This is a genomic window from Streptomyces sp. NPDC047869, assembly GCF_040704065.1.
Classification (GTDB): domain Bacteria; phylum Actinomycetota; class Actinomycetes; order Streptomycetales; family Streptomycetaceae; genus Streptomyces.
The window spans coordinates 181,809-198,703 of the sequence record NZ_JBEYRK010000011.1 but is presented as its reverse complement, the minus strand read 5'-3'; the positions used below and the strand labels follow the sequence as shown (position 1 = coordinate 198,703).

At 69.6% G+C, this 16,895-nt stretch carries 18 protein-coding genes and 1 pseudogene; 10 read left to right on the top strand and 9 right to left on the bottom strand.

Translation table 11 applies throughout. The annotated features are described in order from the left end of the window. Window positions 1-75 precede the first annotated feature (75 nt). Complete coding sequence (locus AB0924_RS17200; RefSeq protein WP_366911818.1) at window positions 76-462, top strand: metalloregulator ArsR/SmtB family transcription factor; 387 nt, start codon at window positions 76-78, stop codon at window positions 460-462. Between the two features lie 13 nt (window positions 463-475). On the opposite strand, the gene AB0924_RS17195 is transcribed toward AB0924_RS17200, so the two are convergent. Continuing rightward, the gene (locus AB0924_RS17195) at window positions 476-973 is read right to left on the bottom strand and encodes a hypothetical protein (protein WP_366911817.1); all 498 of its coding nucleotides are present in this window, start codon (window positions 971-973) and stop codon (window positions 476-478) included. Window positions 974-1,051: 78 nt separating this feature from the next. Here AB0924_RS17195 and AB0924_RS17190 point away from each other — a divergent pair, with 78 nt between their 5' ends. Continuing rightward, window positions 1,052-1,708: a hypothetical protein gene (locus AB0924_RS17190; RefSeq protein ID WP_358938581.1), complete on the top strand. Its 657-nt coding sequence runs from the start codon at window positions 1,052-1,054 to the stop codon at window positions 1,706-1,708. 247 nt (window positions 1,709-1,955) lie between these two features. Here the strand turns inward: AB0924_RS17190 and AB0924_RS17185 are convergent, their stop codons facing one another. Further along, window positions 1,956-2,546, bottom strand: a complete 591-nt coding sequence (locus tag AB0924_RS17185) for a dihydrofolate reductase family protein (RefSeq protein ID WP_366911816.1) — start codon at window positions 2,544-2,546, stop codon at window positions 1,956-1,958. 70 nt (window positions 2,547-2,616) lie between these two features. Between AB0924_RS17185 and AB0924_RS17180 the strand changes: the two genes are divergently transcribed. The 3 genes from AB0924_RS17180 to AB0924_RS17170 all read left to right on the top strand — a co-directional run bounded on the left by AB0924_RS17180 (window position 2,617) and on the right by AB0924_RS17170 (window position 4,331). Further along, entirely contained in the window at window positions 2,617-3,195 is a 579-nt protein-coding gene (locus tag AB0924_RS17180; protein WP_358938585.1) for a TetR family transcriptional regulator, read from the top strand. Window positions 3,196-3,313: 118 nt separating this feature from the next. Next, entirely contained in the window at window positions 3,314-3,655 is a 342-nt protein-coding gene (locus AB0924_RS17175) for a DUF6233 domain-containing protein (protein WP_358938587.1), read from the top strand. Between the two features lie 343 nt (window positions 3,656-3,998). Next, the gene (locus AB0924_RS17170) at window positions 3,999-4,331 is read left to right on the top strand and encodes a putative quinol monooxygenase (protein ID WP_358938589.1); all 333 of its coding nucleotides are present in this window, start codon (window positions 3,999-4,001) and stop codon (window positions 4,329-4,331) included. A 237-nt stretch (window positions 4,332-4,568) separates the two neighbouring features. Here the strand turns inward: AB0924_RS17170 and AB0924_RS17165 are convergent, their stop codons facing one another. Further along, window positions 4,569-5,000, bottom strand: coding sequence for an Hsp20/alpha crystallin family protein (locus AB0924_RS17165; RefSeq protein WP_358938591.1), 432 nt, complete (start codon window positions 4,998-5,000; stop codon window positions 4,569-4,571). A gap of 125 nt (window positions 5,001-5,125) precedes the next feature. Here AB0924_RS17165 and AB0924_RS17160 point away from each other — a divergent pair, with 125 nt between their 5' ends. Both AB0924_RS17160 and htpG read left to right on the top strand, forming a co-directional pair. Further along, a complete protein-coding gene (locus tag AB0924_RS17160; RefSeq protein WP_358938593.1) occupies window positions 5,126-5,779 on the top strand; it encodes a type III effector protein in 654 nt (217 codons plus the stop codon). A gap of 233 nt (window positions 5,780-6,012) precedes the next feature. Continuing rightward, window positions 6,013-7,932: a molecular chaperone HtpG gene (gene htpG, locus AB0924_RS17155; protein ID WP_366911815.1), complete on the top strand. Its 1,920-nt coding sequence runs from the start codon at window positions 6,013-6,015 to the stop codon at window positions 7,930-7,932. A 575-nt stretch (window positions 7,933-8,507) separates the two neighbouring features. Here htpG and AB0924_RS17150 read toward each other — a convergent pair. Next, complete coding sequence (locus AB0924_RS17150; protein ID WP_366911814.1) at window positions 8,508-8,918, bottom strand: hypothetical protein; 411 nt, start codon at window positions 8,916-8,918, stop codon at window positions 8,508-8,510. Between the two features lie 44 nt (window positions 8,919-8,962). On the opposite strand from AB0924_RS17150, the gene AB0924_RS17145 reads away from it, so the two are divergent. Next, window positions 8,963-9,346, top strand: a complete 384-nt coding sequence (locus AB0924_RS17145) for a hypothetical protein (RefSeq protein ID WP_366911813.1) — start codon at window positions 8,963-8,965, stop codon at window positions 9,344-9,346. 291 nt (window positions 9,347-9,637) lie between these two features. Further along, window positions 9,638-10,123, top strand: a pseudogene (locus AB0924_RS17140) (ABC transporter ATP-binding protein); the annotation flags it as partial. Between the two features lie 139 nt (window positions 10,124-10,262). Here the strand turns inward: AB0924_RS17140 and AB0924_RS17135 are convergent. The 4 genes from AB0924_RS17135 to AB0924_RS17120 form a co-directional block, all read right to left on the bottom strand. Beyond that, complete coding sequence (locus tag AB0924_RS17135; RefSeq protein ID WP_366911812.1) at window positions 10,263-11,471, bottom strand: hypothetical protein; 1,209 nt, start codon at window positions 11,469-11,471, stop codon at window positions 10,263-10,265. Window positions 11,472-11,883: 412 nt separating this feature from the next. Continuing rightward, window positions 11,884-12,417: a 2'-5' RNA ligase family protein gene (locus AB0924_RS17130; RefSeq protein ID WP_366911811.1), complete on the bottom strand. Its 534-nt coding sequence runs from the start codon at window positions 12,415-12,417 to the stop codon at window positions 11,884-11,886. Window positions 12,418-12,790: 373 nt separating this feature from the next. Then, complete coding sequence (locus AB0924_RS17125) at window positions 12,791-13,321, bottom strand: DinB family protein (RefSeq protein ID WP_358938603.1); 531 nt, start codon at window positions 13,319-13,321, stop codon at window positions 12,791-12,793. Window positions 13,322-13,648: 327 nt separating this feature from the next. After that, on the bottom strand, window positions 13,649-14,245 hold the full coding sequence (locus tag AB0924_RS17120; protein ID WP_358938605.1) for a TetR family transcriptional regulator: 597 nt from the start codon (window positions 14,243-14,245) through the stop codon (window positions 13,649-13,651). 63 nt (window positions 14,246-14,308) lie between these two features. On the opposite strand from AB0924_RS17120, the gene AB0924_RS17115 reads away from it, so the two are divergent. Then, a complete protein-coding gene (locus AB0924_RS17115) occupies window positions 14,309-15,187 on the top strand; it encodes an NAD(P)H-binding protein (protein ID WP_366911810.1) in 879 nt (292 codons plus the stop codon). Between the two features lie 1,082 nt (window positions 15,188-16,269). Here the strand turns inward: AB0924_RS17115 and AB0924_RS17110 are convergent. Further along, window positions 16,270-16,719, bottom strand: coding sequence for an ATP-binding protein (locus AB0924_RS17110; RefSeq protein ID WP_366911851.1), 450 nt, complete (start codon window positions 16,717-16,719; stop codon window positions 16,270-16,272). Window positions 16,720-16,895: the final 176 nt, after the last annotated feature.

Here is a 16,895-nt window from a genome sequence, read left to right as displayed (position 1 = left end):
CCGCTTCCTTCACCGTACAGGATTGAATGAAGAACCATTCATGTGTTCATGGGTGGTCGTCCGTACGATGAAGCCATGGGCCACGGAGCTGACGCCAAGACCACCGCCAACGCGCGCCAGCGCCTGGAAACGCTGGGCGTCTCCGACGTGGCCGCCACCCTCCAGGCCCTGGCGACACCGTCCCGGCTGCGGATCCTGGCCCGCCTCCAGGAAGGTCCGTGCGCGGCGACCGACCTGGCCGACGCCGTCGGCATGGAACAGTCCGCCTGCTCCCACCAGCTGCGCCTTCTGCGCAACCTCGGCCTGGTCACCTCCGAGCGCCGGGGCCGCTCGGTCATCTATACCCTCTACGACAATCACGTGGCCGAGCTCTTGGAGCAGGCCCTTTACCACGTCGAGCACCTGCGGCTCGGACTGCGCGACGCCTCGGCCACGACGACCGCCGTGGCCGAGGCGCGCTGAGGGACTGCTTCAGTCATCTCATGGTGACCGGTACAGGTGCAGGCGCGAGGTGTCCGGCGCGATGCAGCCGCCCCACGAGACTCGCGCACACGAGTCCGGTGCCGGCCAGGGCCGCCCAGGGCAGCCAGCGCACACCTGTGTCGAACAGGGCACCGACCGCGAGGGTGGCGAGGGAGATCGCGATGCCGCAGACGGTGTTGCAGGCGCCGCAGTAGGTAGCGATGAGCCGCTCGCCGGACAGGCGGACCACGATGTCCATCTCGAAGAGGTAGAGCAGGGCCCCGCCCCAGGCCGGCAATGCGGCGCAGAGCGGGAGCGCGAGGACGCCGACCGCCAGGCCGAGTTTTCCGTCGTAGGGGCCGGGCACGACCAGCAGGAACGCGGCGCTCATCAGCACCAGCCCGTACGCGATGGTCCGCGGTCCAGGCAGGGTCCGCTTCGCCCACGCGGTCAGCTTCAGCTGCCCGGACAGGGCGGCGAGCGCGGAGACGGCAAAGACCGCCCCGGCCACAAGACCTGTCCGTCGCACCTCACGGACAACGCACCAACTGGAAGGGGTTGCCCGCGTCTCCCGCGATACGGTGCTGTCATGTCTCGTTCAGTCGAAACCGGATCAGTCTTGTCTCCCGTCACCGCGGACGACGTCGACCTTGCCGTGCGGCTCGCCGTGGGCATCCTTCGGGACGCGCCCCAGGAGGGATGGGGCGGTAAGGCCGGTTCGCTGGAGTGGGACTGCTGGGAGACCGTCGAGCACCTCGCCAACGACCTGTTCTACTACGCCGTGCAGCTGGGGCCGCAGAGCCCGCCGTTGGACACCCATGTGCCTTTCGCGTTGAGCCGGAAGAGGCCAGACGGACCCATGGTCTTCGCCTACGCGGACCGCGATGCGGGTCCGGCCGGCCTGGTGCAGGTGCTGGAGGCGTGCGGCGCGCTGCTGGTCGCCATGGTGCGTACGACGCCGTCCCGGATCCGCGCCCACCACGCCGCCGGGGTGTCGGACCCTGAAGGCTTCGCGGCGTTGGGGGTGCGGGAAACGCTGGTGCACATGCACGATGTGGCGGAAGGCTTCGGGCTTGCCTGGACCCCGCCCGCCGCTCTCTGCTCGCGGGTGCTCGCCCGTCTGTTTCCACAGGCTCCGGGCGGTGCGGATCCCTGGCTCACCCTGTTGTGGGCCACCGGTCGCGCCGAACTGCCGGGGCACCCTCGTCTCACCACGTGGCGCTCGGACAGCACACCGCGGTCATAGGAGCGGATCGGCTTCAGCCGCGGCCAGGCTGATGGTCGAGCCCATACCGCGGCGAGAGCGCACCGGGCCACTGGCCACCCGTCCCGACCGGCAACCGGGCGAACCTATGCGGTCACGGCACCAGGCAGTTCCCGATGCCATGGCCCGCCTATGCGTTCCCCGTCGGCGAGGACGGCCACGATCCAGGCGGGACCCTGGTCCTGGCCGACAGTATCTTCCTCTGCTCCGCCCGCTGAACCGAAACCGCTCAGCGGCGGGTGAGGCGGGTGAGGGTGACCCCGTTGGGGAAGGCGGTGCGCTCGGCGACGTCGAAGACGGTGGGGTCGAAGGCACCGTCGACCACCGGGATTCCGGCACCGGCGACGACCGGGTACGTTTTGATCATCAGCTCATCGATCTCGGGCAGCAGGGTGCCCGCGAGCCGGCCGCCCCCGCAGAGCCAGATGTCCAGGGCACCCGCCTCGCCCTTCAGTTCGCGGACGAGGGCGAGCGGGTCGCTCGGCACGACGGTGACGGCTGGGTCGGTGTCCGGCTTGAGAGTGCTGGACACCACGTACTGGCGCAGGTGCGCGTACGGGCCGGTGATCCCGTTGTCGAGGGCTGGGCGGTAGGTACCGAGGCCCATGACGACGGTGTCGAAACGCCGGTTGGGCGCGTCGGCGACGCCCACGGCCGCGCGGTAAGCGGTCGGGATGGTCTCCGGGCACAGCGTGGTCATCCACGTCGAGTAGGCGGCGGCCTGCTCCTCGCCGCCCTGCGGAAAGAAGTCGAACTCGCCATTGGGGCCGGCGATGCGGCCGTCGAGCGAGACCCCGATGTAGTACACGAGCTTCCGCAAAACAGTTCCCCCACACGTAGTACTCTGCTTGAAGTGGTTTCAACGTAGTACTACATATGGAGTGGTGTCAATGGCGAGACGGAACGACCAGCGGCGCGCGGCCCTCGTCGACGCGGCGATCGAGGTGCTGGCCCGGGAAGGCGCACGCGGCCTGACGTTCCGGGCCGTGGATGCCGAGGCAGCAGTTCCCGCAGGCACGGCGTCCAACTACTTCCCCAGCCGCGACGACCTGCTCACCCAGGCCGGTGCCCGGGTATACGAGCGACTCCAGCCCGACCAGGCCACGATCGCCCGCCAGCAGGCAGCCGGCCGCGACCGGGAATCCTATGCGGAGTTGATGCGTGAACTCGTCGGCCGCATCACCTCGTTCCGCACCGGTTACCTCGCACTGCTGGAACTCCGCCTCGAAGCCACCCGTCGTCCCGAACTGCGCAAGGTCCTCACAGAGCGAGTCCGGGCCGACGTCGACGCCAACGTCGCCTATCACGAGGCCTCAGGCCTCCCCGGCGACGCCACGGCGGTCAAGCTGCTCATACTGACGCTGAACTGGCTGATCGTGGAACAGCTCACCCTGCCGGACGTCTTCACGGAGGCGGAGCGTGAACAACTGGTGACGGCCGCAGTAGAGCGCATCGTGGCGGCGGAGTAGACGCCCGGCACCGGAATGGCCCAGCCGGCCGGCGCTCACTTCCCCCGGCCACCTTACCGAACATGCATTCGAACCCGACGGGCGACAACCAGTCGATCACCGATCTAGAATCGTAAATGTGTTCGATGATCTGCCTCCCGACCTGGCCAGCCTGCGCGTGCTGCGCATCTGGCACGCCATGTGGCTGGCACGAGTCGACGCCAAGATCGCCCGGCTGCGAGAACGCGAACAGCAGCAGGCGCGGGCGGCCGCCACGGCCGCCGACCGGGCACCGGACTGGCTGCTCGAGTACGGGCTGAACCGGGACGCCCGGCCCAACGCCGTTCACACCGGGGACTGCCGCATGGCGGGCAAGCGATCGAAACCGGTCGACGCGGACACCGCCAGGCACGCACTGGTCGGTGGCGTCACCGCGTGTTCCTTCTGCCGTCCCGACACGGAGCTGGGGATCATCGACTGACCGCCGGCCCTGGCCGTGAGGCCCGTGTCGAGAAACTCGGCCGACCCTGACGCCGCCCCGGTCCGCCTGGCGGGGGATGCGCCCGCGCGCGCCCCGGCCGGGTGCACGGACGCCCCGCAGTTCGCGAACCGGCCCGGCCCGGCCGGAAAGGCTGATCGCGGTGGCCGGGACATGCTCCGGCCGGTCGTCGCGGAGTGGGACAGCCGACGACTCGCAGGCTCCCTGCTCCGTGCCTACCGTCGATGGTGTGGCAGCGGACCGGCGGCCGAGGGGCGGAAGTGGGAGCGGGAACACCGGAAGGGCCCGGGCCACCGGGCACACGCACCGTCCGTGAGGAGTATCGATGATCTTCATCACCGCGAAGTTCCGCGTCCTGCCCGAACACGCCGACGCCTGGCCCGAGATCACCGGGGAGTTCACCCAGGCGACCCGCGCCGAACCGGGCTGCCTGTGGTTCGAGTGGTCCCGCGGCGTCGACGACCCGACGGAATACGTCCTGACCGAGGCCTTCCGCGACGACGAGGCCGGCGCGGCACACGTCGGCTCCGACCACTTCCGGACGGCCTGCGAGGCGCTGCCGCGTCACCTCGCGGAGACGCCCCGCATCGTGAACGTGACCGTCCCCCAGGACGATTGGTCACGCCTCGGTGAAATGGCTGTGCCGCAGGAGAGCTGATCTCCGAGGCCGGTTGGGACGGTCCCGTACGCGCCGCACAGCCCGACCGGTGGCCGCACGACCGCGGCCCGGGCGGAGCGGTTCGGCGCTGTGCGGCGGGTGGGGAGGAGTGGGGTGAAGTGTTCCGATGGACGCCGCGACGAGGCGCGTACCTCGCCGAACGGCGCCCAGGGGGGCCGAGGGCGGGAGAGGGGACGGCTCCCGTCCTCGGCCGCTGATCGACCTGCGGTCTCCGGCTCAGCCGGAGATCTCCTTGCGGTCGGGCCCTGCCCCGATGACGACCTTGCGGGGCTTGGCGCGTTCCGCGATCGGGATGCGCAGGGTGAGCACGCCGGCGTCGTAGTCGGCCTTGATGCGTTCGGTGTCCAGGGTGTCGGCCAGGACGATCTGGCGGGAGAAGACGCCCAGCGGCCGCTCGGACAGTTCCATCTGCACGTCGTCGGACTTCGCCGCGGGCCGGCGTTCGGCCTTGACGGTGAGCATGTTCCGCTCGACGTCGATGTCGATCGCCTCGGAGCTGACGCCGGGCAGGTCGAAGGCCACGACGTACTCGTCGCCATCGCGGTAGGCGTCCATCGCCATCGCGGACGGCCGGGACCAGGTGCCCGGGCCCATCATCTGCTGGGCCAGCCGGTCGAGTTCGCGGAAGGGGTCAGTGCGCATCAACATGGAAAAACACCTCCAGCGGGTACAGGCAGAAGCTGCCAATGCGCCTCACGGAACCGTTGTAGCATGTCGTCCAATGGATGACAATCGAGGAGTCGTCCAGACGACGACGTCCTGGAGGAGGTGCCATGACGACAGCGGATCGACCCGACCGACGGGGCCCGGCCCCGACCGACGCTCGGGGTCCGGCGTCGTTCCTCGCTGCCGCGGCAGCCCTGGAAGCGATAGACGACGCCCTGCGTGCCGCCCAGCAGCAGGCCCCAGCCGCTTCCGCCGCGCCCGGTGAGGGTCCGGAGCGGGCTCTGGCCTCCCTGCTGTTGCTGCGCCACGTCCGTGAGCAGCTCGCCGGGTGGGAGACCGGTCTGATCGAGATCGCCCGCGACGCAGGTGCCAGCTGGGCCGACCTCGCCCGGCCCCTCGGCGTCGCCAGCCGCCAGGCCGCCGAACGCCGCTATCTGCGCAACCGGCCCGGCCCCGCCGGAACCACCGGCGAACAGCGCGTCCAGGCCACCCGCGAGCACCGCGCCGCGCAGCGCAGCACCGACGCCTGGGCCCGGAGCAACGCCGCCGACCTGCGCCGCATCGCCGCCCAGATCACCGCCCTCACCGATCTGCCCACCGCCGCCCGGCACCCGCTGAGCGAACTCGACGCCGCCCTCGCCCAGGACGATCCCGCCGCCCTCATCCGTCCGTTGAACGCCGCCCGCCCCCACCTGGCGGCCCACACCGACCTCGCCGCCCGGCTCGACACCCTCACCACGTCCGCCACCGATCCCGGCTAGCCGACGGCAGCCACTGCGCCCGCCGAAACGGCGACGAGGCCCAGCGGTGGTGTCCGGGCGGGCGCCTGACGAGTTCACCGAAGCGAGCGGCAGGGTGGGGGCTGCTGCCGTCGGCGGCCCGCCACCACGAACCCCGCACGACCGAACCGCGGCGACCCATAGCTTTACGTCTGACGCTTTTTCAGTGACTGAGCCAGTTGTCCGATGACAGGACTTGTGAGGTACACGCAAACATGCCAACCGAAACGTTTGAATTCCAGGTGGAGGCCCGTCAGCTGCTGCAGCTGATGATCCACTCCGTCTACTCGAACAAGGACGTCTTCCTCCGCGAGCTCGTCTCCAACGCCTCCGACGCGCTGGACAAGCTGCGCCTCGAGAAGCTGCGGCACAGCACCCTCGACGCCGACGTGTCCGACCTGCACATCGAGCTCGAGGTCGACAAGGACGCCCGCACGCTGGCCGTGCGCGACAACGGCATCGGCATGTCCTACGACGAGGTGGGACGGCTCATCGGCACGATCGCCCACTCGGGAACCGCCCAGTTCCTGCAAGAACTGCGGGAGGCCAAGGAAGGGACCGAGGAAGGCCTCATCGGCCAGTTCGGCGTCGGCTTCTACTCCGGCTTCATGGTGGCGGACGCAGTGACCCTGGTGACGCGGCGCGCCGGGGAGAGCGAGGGCACCCGCTGGACGTCACGCGGCGAGGGCACCTACACGCTGGAGACGGTGGCCGACGCACCGCAGGGCACCTCGGTCACCCTCCACCTCAAGCCGGCCGACCCGGACAACCAACTCCACGACTACACGTCCCCGTTCAAGATCCGGGAGATCATCAAGCGCTACTCGGACTTCATCACCTGGCCCATCCGCATGGCGCCCGAGGGCACGGGCTCTGACGGCGGGAGCTCGGAGGACCGGAGCGACGAGGCGCCCGCCCCCGAGACGCTCAACTCCACGAAGGCCCTCTGGGCGCGCTCACGCGACGAGGTGTCCGAGGAGGAGTACCACGAGCTGTACAAGCACGTCGGACACGACTGGCGCGACCCGTTGGAGACGATCCGGCTCCAGGCGGAGGGAACGTTCGAGTACCAGGCCCTGCTGTTCCTGCCCGCCCACGCCCCCTACGACCTGTTCAACCGGGACTACAAGCGGGGCCTGCAGCTCTACGTCAGGCGCGTGCTCATCATGGAGGACTGCGAAGCTCTGCTGCCGCCCTACCTCCGCTTCGTCAAGGGCGTCGTCGACGCGGCAGACCTCTCGCTCAACGTCTCCCGGGAGATCCTCCAGCAGGATCGCCACATCGACTTGATGCGCCGTCGCCTGACGAAGAAGGTCATCTCCACCGTCAAGGACATGATGGCCAAGGAACCGGAACGATACGCCACCTTCTGGGGAGAGTTCGGCACCGTCCTCAAGGAAGGGCTGGTGACCGACCCGGACAACCGCGACGCGCTCCTCGCCGTGGCCTCGTTCGCGAGCACCCACGATGACACCGAGCAGACCACGCTCAAGCAGTATCTGGAGCGAATGAAGGACGGGCAGGACGACATCTACTACCTGACCGGCGAGTCCCGGCAAAGCATCGAGAACTCCCCGCACATGGAAGCGTTCCGGGATCGCGGCATCGAGGTGCTGCTGCTCACCGATCCCGTCGACGAGGTCTGGGCCGACGCCGTCGGTACGTACGAAGGAAAGAAACTGCGGTCCGTCGCCAAGGGCCGCATCGACCTCGACACCGACGACGCCGCATCCGAGAGCGAGCAGAAGAAGCAGAGCGAGGAATACGCCGGGCTTCTCGACTGGATGACGAAGCAACTGGGTGACGAGGTCAAGGAGGTGCGCCTGTCGTCCCGGCTGACCGTCTCCCCCGCCTGCGTGGTCTCCGATGCCGACGACCTGACCCCGGCCCTGGAAAACATGTACCGCGCGATGGGCCAAGAAGTGCCCCGCACCAAGCGCATCCTGGAGCTCAACCCCCAACACCAGTTGGTCAAGGACCTCAACCAGGCCCATGCGGAGCGCTCGGAGGACACGACGCTCACAGAGACCGCCGAAATCCTCTACGGCCTGGCCGTGCTCGCCGAAGGCGGCCAGCCCAAGGACCCGGCACGCTTCGTGAAGCTGACGGCAGACCGTCTGCAACGCTCACTCTGACCGGCGCTGTCGTACCAACGCCCTGTAGCGGGCCGGCGAAGAGGCCATCGGGTACGAGCGGACGGACCAATCGGTGGCACCAGTACCGCTGCTCTCATGCAAGCGCGGGCTGAGCCGCGTCCAGCAGGCGCAGGGCGGGCCAGTAATGGAAGGACGCCAAAACAGCTCAGGCAGGGCAGCCTGCGTGGCGTCAGCAGCAACGCCCCGGTACTGAGGCACGGCAGACGCCGATGCAGGTGGCGGTGGGCGTGCCAGGCCACACTACGCTCCCGTGGCGAGGTCAACCGCTGGGTGGGCTTCGTCCAACCACGGGAGCAATGTGCCGCCCTTCGTTTACCAGATCACCAAGTACGACCCTGCCGACCGGGACGAGCACGGCAGCTACATCGGCGCTGAGGACACCATCAGCGACCGCGGGCCTTCCTGACACGCTTCCCCGCCAGAACCGGGTCCGGCTATGGCGGGGAACCTCGCTTGAGGAGTTCGATCACGACCCCAGGTGATGGCGGCCCCTGCGAACACGGGTGCCGCAAAACTCTCCTGAGCTGCCCTTCCGTCTTTGCTTCCGGCGAGATTCAAACCTGCGAGACCCGCTTGAGGAGTTCGGTCAGCGGGCAGCAGGGACGCCTGGGGCTCTCGCCGCCCGCCTGTTCGTCGGCTTCGCACTGTCGGCACGCCATGCCACACTGCGAATGTCCGCTCGCGCGCCCGCGGTTGATCCGGGCAGATGCGGTCGCGAGCACACAGGGATGGAGTAGCAAATGCCCGATCAGCCGGTATTCGTCCTGGGAAACGATCTCCAAGCCCTGGAACCGGCAGTGTTCGAGTCCGAGGAGGAGTTCCAGGACCTTCTCGCGCGCCATCCGCGAGTGCTGGATTTCGGATCGCTGGCCAATGGGCAACCCTTGCGGCTGGTACTGGTGGCGGGGATCCGGACTCGCCTCGCCCAGGAAACGAGGCAGGTCGCGACCGCACTTCTCGATCACGCGGCAGCCAAGGGACGGCGGGCGGGACGGCCAAGTATCCGAGCATGTCCGTCTCCTATCCGGTGGCCGGTCGTCAGGTGCCGATGTGGACGCTGTCCCTGTGCGACAACCCGGCGAGAGAGGAACTGGCCTTCAGTCTTGGATCGGTTACCCACCACCTCGGCCGCGACCGTGCGGCGGCGTTCGCGGCGTCTCTGCCCAGCGTTCCCGAGCTGGTTAAGGGGCTGGAGGCGCAGCGAGAGAAGGGCTACAGGGGCTGGGCGTCGGTGTCCTTGTCCGCCTTGGCAGCCGAATCCGGCACGACCGAGAAAATTCTGGCCGCGATCGAGCAGCTCATGGACGGCCGGGAAGCCTCAACTCCGGGCCTGGTCGCCACCTGCTCACGCGGACCGCGCCCGGCACCGCCCCCCGCGCCCTGGCCCGCCTGACCGACGCCCTCCCGCCCCCATGAAGAGGACACCGGCCTGCGACTGCGCAGCACCGGCTGGCTGATCACCGCCACTACACCCGACGCCTGACCTTGCAGGCGCCCCCGAGTGCCGATTGCTGACACCGACACCGCCGACCGTGGGCAGGCGGAGGCCTCGCTCAACGCGCCGGCCGCGCTGCGGTGTTGCTTGAGGGCCGTTCCTGGCTCCGCGGCGGACTCGTGGTGCGCGAGCCCAGGTCACGGCCGGGACCGTGCGGCGGTCAGCGGGCCGGCGCCGCGGAGCTGAAACGTCGCCGACGAGCCCGCCGGCGCGCTGGACGTGTCGGTGCGCGCCCGGATTCTCGACCTGCTGGTCGATCTGCGCACCCGGCTCGGGCTCGGCCCGGTGTTCATCTCGCACGACGTGCAGACCGTGCGGTACCTGGCCGTCCGGATCGCCGTGTTGTACCTCGGCCGGGTCGCGGAAGAGGGCGGGACGGCGCGGGTGACGGGCGGCTCCCGGCACCCGTACACGGAGGCGCTACTGTCGGCGACACCCAGTCTGCTGCAGCGTCCGGAGCGGATCGTGCTGCACGGTCCGGTGCCCTCGGCGACCAACCCGCCGTCCGGCTGCCCGTTCCGCACCCGCTGCTGGAAGGCCGACGACGCCCGCGCCGGCGCGTCCCCGGCCGCGGCGGACGGCCCGGACGGACACGGGTGGCACTGCGTGCACCCGCAGCGGGAGAGCGAGGCGGATCCCGTCCCGGCGGCGGGAGGTGCCGTGCGGGGCGCGTGACATGTCGGCGGCGGGGTGCGGCGGGGCGGGCTCTGACGCGGGACACGGGACATCGGTGGACGGCGCCCCCGTGTTCGGGCGTACGCCGGCCCGCACGGAGCCTCCCGGCCGGGCCACCCCGTACGCCTGGACTGCCTGGTCATCGCCGGCTCTTGATGTCCCAGAGGGTTCGTTCGACCGGGCCCGTCTGGACGTCGCGGATGCCGTACCGGAATTGCGCCTCCGTGGAGGATGCGTTTCCGTGGGGCGAAGTGACGGCTTCCATTATGTCCGCACCGTGCGTGCCGAAGCGCCAGTAGACGCACAGCGTCCGGCGATCTCTTGTGTGCTCGTCGATCGCATTACCCTCATGTATCGTCCCCCGGAATACGAGCGAGTCCCATTCCTTTTCCTTTTCCTTTTCCTTACTTACCCAAGCAGGTGTGTTGGTGCCCCGCTGCCAGGAGTAACCCGCGAATTTCAGGTCCTCCACGGACATCCGGTCCTTGCGTGCGAGGCTCGCGCTGGCGTAGAAGGTCACCTGGTCATACGGCGTGTTCATGGGCAGTTGCAGCACCATGCGGGCGGAGAAGGTGCCACCGGCGTCGATCCACCGTCCGTAGGGCATCCATGGTTGCGCCTCCACCAACTGGCCGGGCTGGTGAATCTCGCGACGGGAGAGCGGATTGGCACCTTCGAAATACGGCCACTGCGCGGAATCGTCGCGCCACTGCTGGCGAAGCCGGTCCTTCGTGCTCAGCGGCACCCGTTGCGCCATGGCGTGGAATATGTCGCCGAGTACATAGAAGGCCACTTCGCTGTGGTTCTCCATCGTGATGTTGACCGGTACGGAGAACGCCTTGCCGTCCCTGCTCTTCACCGGAGGCCCTGTGATCAGCTTGATGACAGGATCCGCCTCACGCTGGGACGGCATGTACAGATTCTGGTAGCCGAAATTGCCCACCGCGATCATGGAGGTGACGATCAGCGTGGCGGCCACCCGCTTCGGAGCCGGGATGACGACCGACGTCCGCCACACCGCGAAGACAGCCCCCACCGATCCCGCCGTGAGGGCGCAGAACACCGCGAGGTAGACCGTGGAATCACCGTCCTTCAGTATCCCGACCAGGAGCAGGACGTTGCTCAACAGGGCCACGAACGTACCGACCAGCGCCACCGCCCCGGAGTAGGGAAAACAGCGCCAGATCCAGTGGTCCACGACGGCGGCAGCACCCAAGAACGTGATGATGGCGGCTCCGATGAGCGCCGCGCCGGTCACACGGCCGGGGAAGTTCAACGCGGACTCGAGGTCCGCAACACCGAAGCAGCCCAGCACCGTGGTCGTCAGCAGGAGGACCAGCAGGCTCAAGGCCATGCAGACTGGCGACCTGTTGTGTCTCGCCAGCGTCCGATGCGCCCGCTGACGCGAGTTGTTGGCAGCGTTGGCGGGGATCCTCACGTCATCACCTCCTGAGGTGACCTTGCGGCCGGCGTAGCCGTGGCCGCCTGGTGGTAAGCGGCGAATGCCGTCGGAATGCGCTGGGTCGCACCCTTGAGGCCGCTGCCATGCGGTCCTCCAGCGGGCGCGGCTCGGCCACACTGTCTCTCGGCGTCCCGGGTTCGGGCTCCGTGCTGAGGCGCGGGCGCCCGGGAAGTCCCGGTTCACGCTACGAGCGCGCCGTCAGTCCGGCATCACCCTGGCGTCATCCAGTGGGAGGACCGTGCCCCCGTGGAAGCCGCTACTTCGAAGTGCGCCGGCCGGTCGCCGGCGGGGCGACGGATCACGGGCGGGGCTCCAGCACCTCCAGCGCGCCGGTCTCGGTGTCGTAGCTGCGCAGGGTGATGAGCCGGACCGACAGCGGCGGCGCCGGCAACAGTTCGGGAACCCGCCGGCCGCTGAAAGCACCAGCCCGGCGGGTACGGCCGAGGGTGATGTGCGGGCTCCAGCGCCCGGGCTCATGGAAGGGGTTGAGGGTCTCGGGCGGGCTGTCCGAGGCTACCGCCTCCCACACCCGGCGGTGCAGGCCGGCCAGCGTGGAGTCGAGGTCCAGCGCCCAGGCCAGCACCGAGGTCGGCCGCTCGAAGCGGACCACACCGGTGAACCGCACCGGCAGCGGCAGAGCGGCGGCCACCTCGGCCAGTTCCCAGCGGATCGGGGCGGTCAACTCCGGGCAGGCGGCCAGGGTGAGGTGCGGGCTGTTGGTCGGTGAGCGGTGGCGCGCCTGACTGGGCAGCCCCGCGTCCGCGAGCCGCCGCCAGGCCTCCCGAACCGCCAGCTCCGCCGCCTCATCCAACAGAAGCTCGACCGTGCGCACCGCCGAAGCCTACCGGCGATCACCGGCCGTTCCGCCGAGACCTCGGCACGTGCGACTTCCGCCGCTCGATCGCCGCCTTTCGGGCTGCGGGTCATGGACCGTCCGGCTGGCACTGGGAGCCGAAGGAGGCTTTCCACGCCCTGGCCCGCCGCTACGCGCGCGAGCAGCGGCACGGCACGACGGAAGCGGGCCCCAGCCAGCACCCGCTCACCCGCCCGGAACGAGTCCCGGTTCGCCGCGCGCCTCGCAGTGGCAGCACCGCACGACGACCGGACCGGGCACGGGAGCAGACCTTGCCGGAGCGGCGGCTCCGGGACCAGGACGGGGCCGTCATGACGACGACCTCGGCCGCTACCTATGTCTCAGGACGCGACTACATCCCGTCGATGACGAGGTAGCCGTCGATGCGCCGGACGCTCGCGCAGTCGGGATCCGGCGGCAGTACGTGGCCGAGGTCGTTGCTGCGCACCTCGCTGATCCACTGGTCGTGCTGGTACTCGTGGTTGATGAGCGCCGTGAGCAAGTGAGTGGCGACGATGGTCAGTTGTGTCGGGGCTCCGACCCGGCCGGCGGCGATGTCGCCCATGCGGGCGTGCACGCGTTCGGCGACCGTGGTGCGGAAGTCGGTGAGCCGCTGGATGGTGGGCAGGGCTCCACGGAACCGCTCGGGGTTGGCCGAGTCCATCAGTCCGTCCAGTTCCGGGTCCGGACTGGGCTCGGCCGCGATGAGGTTGCGGACCATGAAGTGCGCGACATGGGCCTGGTGCCCGAGGTGCCAGCCGATCGCGCTGGAGTTCTCGTTCGGGCGCCAGGTCACCTCGTCCGGCGTGAGGTCCCGCCACAGCTCGTCGGTGTAGGCGCGAGCGCGGTCGTACTCGCGCAGCAGGGCATCCATCTCGTGCATGGGGTCGCCTCGTCTGTGTTGAAGGGTGCTGTGGTCACGGAGCGGGGGCGGTCGAGCGGGGAGGCGGCGCGGCCTGAACGACTGGCGCCGCCCGGCGAACAGGGCGGCGGGGCCCGTACACGGAAGTCTCCCCCACTGACAGGCGACGCGCACGGGTGAGGGGCGCGCGCCGGGCCCGGAATACCGGCGTGCCACACAGTTCACACCGGGCTGCCAGGGATACGTGACAAGGGGATAGCCGCCGACGTTCGCGGAAGCGGTCCGGCCGGGCCCGTGGCCATGCGCGCACCGGGCCGCTGAGCCTTCTTCGCCCGGGAGCGTCGCCTGTCACCGCAGCTGGTCGAACGCCTCGTCGGCATCGGCCACGGCCTCGGGGTGGACGTCGTGGGCGGTCCGACCGTCGGCGATCTTCTGCCAGTTGGTCCGGGCGAGCACCCGCTGGACCGCGAGTACCTGGGCGGCTCGCAGGCGTGCCCGGATGCCTTCTCCGAGGGCGTCCGCCAGTGCCTCCTCGTCCTCGAGCTGGTACCGCGTGAGCCGTCCCGCCAGGCTCGGCGTGGTGAACACCAGCCGATGGAACGCCACCACCTCGGGATGATCGTTGAGGCCGGTGACGGGGTCGTATCGATCGAGGCCGGCCCGGAAGTGCCGGTGCAGCGCCGTCACCGGCTCGACGCCGGATCCACGGTCACGTACGACGCGCGCCGCCTCGCCCTGGTGGTCCGCGAACCGGTGCAGCACCAGGTCTTCCTTGGTGGGGAAGTACCGGAAGAGGGTCGGCTTGGAGATCTCGGCCGCCGCGGCGATGTCGTTGACCGAGACACGGTCGAAGCCGCGCTCCAGGAACAGCGAGACGGCCGCGTCGCCGATGGCGTCGCGCGTCCGCTCCTTCTTGCGGGCCCGCAGTCCCGTCGGCTCGCTCATCTGACCACTGTAACATTCATAACCGAGTTGCTTTTTTAACCGAGTAACGTTTTCATGGGTGACATGAATCAGATGGAGATCCCTCCCGTGCTCGTCACCGGGGCGACGGGCCGGGTCGGCCGCGTCGTCATCGACCAACTCCTCGGCGCGGGCGTGCCGGTCCGCGCCCTCATCCGTCGCTCCGAGGCGGCGACGACGCTGCCGGCGGAGGTCGAGGTGTTCACCGGCGACCTCACCGTGCCCGATTCACTCGACCCGGCGTTGAACGGCGCCGGTGCCGTCTTCCTCGTCTGGACGGCCCCTCCCCAGACCGCCGGGGCAGTCGTCGAGCGGCTGGCAGCCCACGTGCGGCGGGTCGTCTTCCTGTCCTCCCCGCACCGGACGCCGCACCCCTTCTTCCAGCAGCCCAATCCCATGGCGGTGCTGCACGCCGACATCGAGCGGCTCATCGCGGCCACCGGGCTCGAGTCGACGATCATCCGGCCGGGGATGCTCGCGTCGAACGCGCTGGCCTGGTGGGCGCCCGCGATCCGGGCCGGCGAGGTCGTCCGGTGGCCTTACGGCGCTGCCGGGACGGCACCGGTCGACGACCGAGACGTCGCTGCCGTCGCCGCGCGGACGCTCCATCAGGACGGATACGTCGGAGGCGACTACGTCCTCACGGGGCCCGAATCACTGACCCAGGCAGCGCAGGTGGACGTCATCGCCGACGCCCTGGGGCGCCGGATCGCGTTCGAGGAGATGACGCCGGACGAATTTCGAAGCCTGTCTGAAGGTACGGCGCCCAGCTCGGTCGTCGACATGCTGCTCGCCGCATGGCGCGCGGCGGTCGGACGGCCCGCGTACGTCACCACCGCGGTGGCCGACATCCTCGGGACGGCGCCCCGAACGCTTCGCCAGTGGACCGCCGACCACGCCACCGCGTTCACGGAGGGTTCGTAGGAAGGCCGCGGTCTCCAGCGGGACGGCGGCCGGCCATCGTCGGCTCCGCCCCGCGTCCCGCCTGCCCCACCGCCCCGCCACCCCTCCGACGATCGCGGCGGGATCACGGTTCGGCCCGTACGGACGAGCACGCCTTCACCGCGGCTCCGCCCTGTGATCGGATCAGGCCCGTACTTGCAGGTGGCGGCTCGGGGAGGGGCCGCGGAACCGGGGGAACCGAGATGCTCGGCATCGCCAGAGAAACGACACAACCGTGCCCGGAGTGCGGCACGGAGATCCGCGGCGACAGCCGGTTCACCGTCTGGTGCGCCGCCTGTGACTGTATCTGCGGCGCGCCTGCCTTCTCGCCGGGGAGCCCCTGGCGGCAGCGGTGGTGCCGCAGGCCCGCCGGACCGAGCGGATCGCCGCGGAACCCACCGCGGCCCGCACCGAGGTGGCCCGGCGCCTGCTGCGCGACGGCCCCGGGGCCTGAGCCGTCGCGAGCAGCCCGCGTCGCGTCCGAAGCCTCACAGTGATCTCCGGAAGCGGCGGCTGCCGTCCGCCCGGTTCCGCACCGAGCGCCCGGCGGGCCAACCGCCAACCGCCGGGCCTGGGCTCACCACGGCCGGGCGCCGCTGGTGAGCTTGTTCACGTCCTCAGTCTCGCGGACGCTGTCAACGTGGGGGTACACCGACCGGCCACCGAGAGCCGGACGCTCCTGTGCGGCCGTTCCGCGACAGCCGCACAGGAGGAACTGTGGGCCGCCCGCTATGCCGAGGGCCTGCGCGAACAGCGGGGCCTTGACGACGTTTTCGAGTCCGAGGGCAGTGGGAGCGAGGTCGGTGCTGTCGGCTTCCCGTCCGAAACCCTGCGTATGGCACGACTGGCCCGGGCCCCGAGACGCAGCGCGACGATCACGCTCGACGAGCCCGACCGAACCGCATCGAAGACGAACTCCGTCTCCCCGAACAGACGCTGGCACGCAAGGTCATACGTGATTGCGTCCCACTGACACACTGAGCGTTTTCTGCGTCGCCGTTGCAGGGGGTTGCCCTGGCATGCGCAGCGGTGCCGGCCTGTCCGGCGCCTATCGACGTCGGCGCCTATCGACGGTCCGTGGAGCCGGTGCCGGTGGCGTCGTCCGTGAGGGGCAGACGGGCGGTGACGCGCTTGCCGACCGGCTCCCGTACGGCTTCGACGCTACGGCAGACGGCCATCACGATCTCCAGGCCGTGCTGTCCGACCCGGCTGACGTCAGCGACCCGGGCCACCGGCAGGCCCGGGTTGGAGTCCCACACCTGCACCTCCATCAGATCACCGGCGATGCGCAGGTCCAGCAGGATCGGGCCTGCGGCGTACTTGCGGGCGTTGGTGACGAGTTCGCTCACCACCAGCTGTGTCAGCTCCAGGGCACGCTGGGAGACGGGAATGCGGTGCTCGCTCCGCGCCAGGGACAGGAAGTCCGCGGCCAGGTGGCGGGCCTCGGCGATGCAGCCGCCCTGTCCGTCCAGGGCTGCCGCGGCACGTAGGTGGCCGTCGCCGTGGGACACCATGCTGCCCTCACCCGACAAAGCCTGTTTCATCCGGTTCGCCTCCACCACCCCACATTTCCCGACACTCGTACCCGTGATCGGCTCGCGCACACGCATCAGCCAATCAGTGTCTGTTGGCTGGACCACACAGGGGCGTTGCCTCATACGATGCCGGGCACTGGTCCAGTCAAAAAGCC